Origin of the sequence: Bacillus sp. B2-WWTP-C-10-Post-4 (genome assembly GCF_009183805.1) — a bacterium.
Lineage (GTDB): Bacteria > Bacillota > Bacilli > Bacillales > Bacillaceae_G > Bacillus_A > Bacillus_A cereus.
This window is the reverse complement of the sequence record NZ_WEII01000218.1, coordinates 1-3,232: the sequence shown is the minus strand read 5'-3', so window position 1 is coordinate 3,232 and position 3,232 is coordinate 1. Positions and strand designations below refer to the sequence as shown.

Below are 3,232 nucleotides of genomic sequence, written 5' to 3'. Positions count from 1 at the left end.
GTTGCAATTAATTTGTGCTTCATTAAAATAAACACCTCTACCATTGTATTTATCAAATTGAAATTTTCTATTTTTATATTTACATGTTTGTAATAATAATAAAATCGTATTATCACGCATTCAATTTGATGTAACGAGTATAGTTACTTATATACACAAGTGTCAATGAATTTCTTTTACAAAAATGCATAATTTTTACATTATTTTATAATTGAATTATGTATAAATTTTGTAAAGGACCTTTTGATAGATTTTACCTGAATAAATCTCTTTAGTTGTTAATTTGCCAATCTTTCTTGTTTACTATTAATCAATTAAAAAAAGAATTTTTTTGTTTAAGAGCTACTTTAAAATCTTAAGTTGATGGATGTGTGAACGTACCGCTACTAAAATTCTTGCTTTTAAATCATTATTACTGTATTATATTTACGTATCAATATAAGGATTATATTATATAAAAAGGAATCAAATCTATAAGTAAGATTTAAATCCTTTTCGAAATCAAAAAGACTTTGTCAAAATCTAATATAATTTATGCTTGTCTTTTTAATATGTATCTAGTAAAAACATATTTTTTATCCATAGAATTCTGTTTTCAATGATAGGAATTAGTGTTCTAAACAAGAAACCGTACAAAGTGATCTGAAAAACCTGAGAGATATTGTATGTAGTTTGCTCATCTCCAGGTACTACAATAAAAGAGCCTTACCTTTCTAGGCAAGACTCTACTAGTTTAGTTGTATACTATTTACATGATAACTAAGAAACAGAAAACATATAACACCAAATAACAGCACCCTATTACTCCTCCTACAGCTAATACCTGTTTAACCCAACTCTTAAATTTTTGATTACTGTAAATCGCTTGCACTCTTTCCATATTTCCTCCTATTAAGCAGAACCCTTAAAGACTCTCACCTCGCTATAGTACCATTAAAAAATGAATAATAGAGATCTAATGTATAAATATGCAATATTGCATACGAAAATATATTGTTATAATTGTAAGCGCTTACTATAATAAGGTTATAAAGATTTATTACATCTTAATACGAAAAAGAGGAGAGAATAATATGGAAATCGCAATGGCAGTTTTAAAATTTATAGGTGGAGCAATCCCATTAATTCAAGAACTACTAAAAGCATTTATGTAAATTCACTATTTAGCAATTATTTATAAAAATTATCATACAAATGATCTGTATATAAAAAATGAATTGGTTTACAGATCATTTGCGTGATCAAGGTCCCTTTAACATGACTAAGGGGCCTTTTTAAAATTTTTAAATAATTAAGGTTACGTCACATCACGATCAAGTTAGCAAAATAAAATGAAACTTTAACTTGATGGTGATGGGGTAACAGTTGTGATTTAGAGATAAGATCAGATTATACAAAGTTTTGCACGTCAGCGATACTGAAAATAAACTTCGCCTTTAGTAGCAAGAATCCCCAATAAAGATAGTCAACTTGCCTATTTAGGAATAAGAGTGTCAATTTAAATGATGCATTCTGAAACACTACTCTTCTTCTAAAATAGCGTAATAATATTCATCCCACCATTCATTCCCATGTGGTATACACTTCCTGAAATAGCCTTCTCTTCTCATTCCAATCTTCTCCATTACTCGATATGATGGGGTATTTTGTGGCTGACATGTAGCTATAATCCTATGTAATTTCATTTCCTTAAAGCCATATTTCAATGTAGCTTGTGCTGCTTCAGAAGCATATCCTTTATTGAAATATTTAGGATTGAACACCCAACCAATCTCATATGTATGCTCACCAAAATATTTATGAAAAACTATATGACCAATCAGGATATCTTTATCAATTAATACTACAGGAAAGTTCTTAGCGTTTTCACCAATGTTTTCATTCACAAAGTTTCTTGTATTTTCTTCAGTAAAAACCCCTTCAGGTATGTATTTCATAACATTGATATCTGATGTATACTCATGAACAGCTTGCCAATCTTTGAACTCAAATTTCCGTATTAATAACCTTTCTGTTTTTATAAACATTTACTTTTCCCCCTCAAAAAATTACAACTATATTTGAAATCCACATTTAACCCTTAAAACAAAAAAACTTGTAGGAATCTCTACAAGTTCTTTTTAGCTTAAGGCGAATATAAGGACCAAACAAACTATCTTACAAATTGACCGTAGAAACTTCAAGGGTAATGCTTTGACAAATATATTATATAACAAATATTAACATCTACAGAATTTATTTTTGAAAATAATGTTAATTAATAAATAAAACAGTTTTTTCTTAGATATTATTGTTAATAACTGGGTATCATTATATTTCATTCTGCAACTTATTTAGAAGAGCTATGTACATTTCGAAGAAGTTCTTCAATAAGTTTTGTTTTTTCATTTACCTTTGTGGCATATTTGAAATCACCATAACAATATGGATACCTAAAATTATTTTTATTTCCACCACAAGTGTACATTGCTGGATTTTGATCAACTTTCATCTTAGAAAATTTTTTGGCCGAATCCTCCGAGTGTTGTTTAACTTCTTGACTAGCAATAAAATCAATATACCCTGGCCCCATATTATAGCTTTGAATAATTGTATCCATGCTAACATCTTTTTCCGTTCCATACTTGTACATTTTAACAAAGTGCTTTACCCCTTGTTTAATGCTCAAGCTTGTCTCTTGAATTTCATTTGGCTTTAATCCAAGTGATTCGGATGACTGCATAGGGTCGTTTCCCTCACCTCTACTCTCTTGATACATAATTCCTAATAAAATTGGTGTTTTCTCTCCTAAATTATATTTTTCTAATTCTTTTTTTAAGGTAGACTCATATTGCAATACACGTTTTTCGGTGGCTAGCGCTTTATTTTGTTGAATATTGGTTTTATGATTAAAATATAGCATTCCAAGTATTGTTCCTAAGCCTAAAATACTAATAAGGAACACTTTTATAATTTGATTTTTACTTGTATCCTTCATATATTCCTCCTCGTATAAGAAATTCAATTTTTCAAAGGTAATTGTTTATATACAAACTATGTAATGAACATCTATCTCCCACCCTTTTAGACTCATACATCAATACTTTAAGGTTTCAAGTTTAATATAAAAATTTAAAGATAAGGTAAAGATAAGATAAAGATAAGATAAAGGGCCTTTTTTATACGTACTTTAAAAGATATTGGTACAAAGGGATATGTGGGGAAATTTGTTGATATAAAAGGAATTAGTAAT

Annotated in this window: 3 protein-coding genes; 1 reads left to right on the top strand and 2 read right to left on the bottom strand. The window is 28.7% G+C overall.

What is annotated here, in order from left to right; all coding sequences use genetic code 11:
- Window positions 1-968 precede the first annotated feature (968 nt).
- Entirely contained in the window at window positions 969-1,154 is a 186-nt protein-coding gene (locus GBN78_RS29210) for a hypothetical protein (RefSeq protein ID WP_002005090.1), read from the top strand.
- A gap of 366 nt (window positions 1,155-1,520) precedes the next feature.
- On the opposite strand, the gene GBN78_RS29205 is transcribed toward GBN78_RS29210, so the two are convergent.
- Window positions 1,521-2,027 carry a GNAT family N-acetyltransferase gene (locus GBN78_RS29205; protein WP_000470146.1) on the bottom strand — a complete coding sequence of 169 codons (507 nt, stop codon included), beginning with the start codon at window positions 2,025-2,027 and terminating at the stop codon, window positions 1,521-1,523.
- A gap of 302 nt (window positions 2,028-2,329) precedes the next feature.
- A complete protein-coding gene (locus GBN78_RS29200; protein ID WP_048535319.1) occupies window positions 2,330-2,977 on the bottom strand; it encodes a lysozyme family protein in 648 nt (215 codons plus the stop codon).
- Window positions 2,978-3,232 lie beyond the last annotated feature (255 nt).

Coding starts and splice junctions, on each gene's coding strand:
- GBN78_RS29210 (WP_002005090.1), top strand. CDS start 969: ATGCAATATTGCATACGAAAATATATTGTTATAATTGTAAGCGCTTAC.
- GBN78_RS29205 (WP_000470146.1), bottom strand. CDS start 2,027: ATGTTTATAAAAACAGAAAGGTTATTAATACGGAAATTTGAGTTCAAA.
- GBN78_RS29200 (WP_048535319.1), bottom strand. CDS start 2,977: ATGAAGGATACAAGTAAAAATCAAATTATAAAAGTGTTCCTTATTAGT.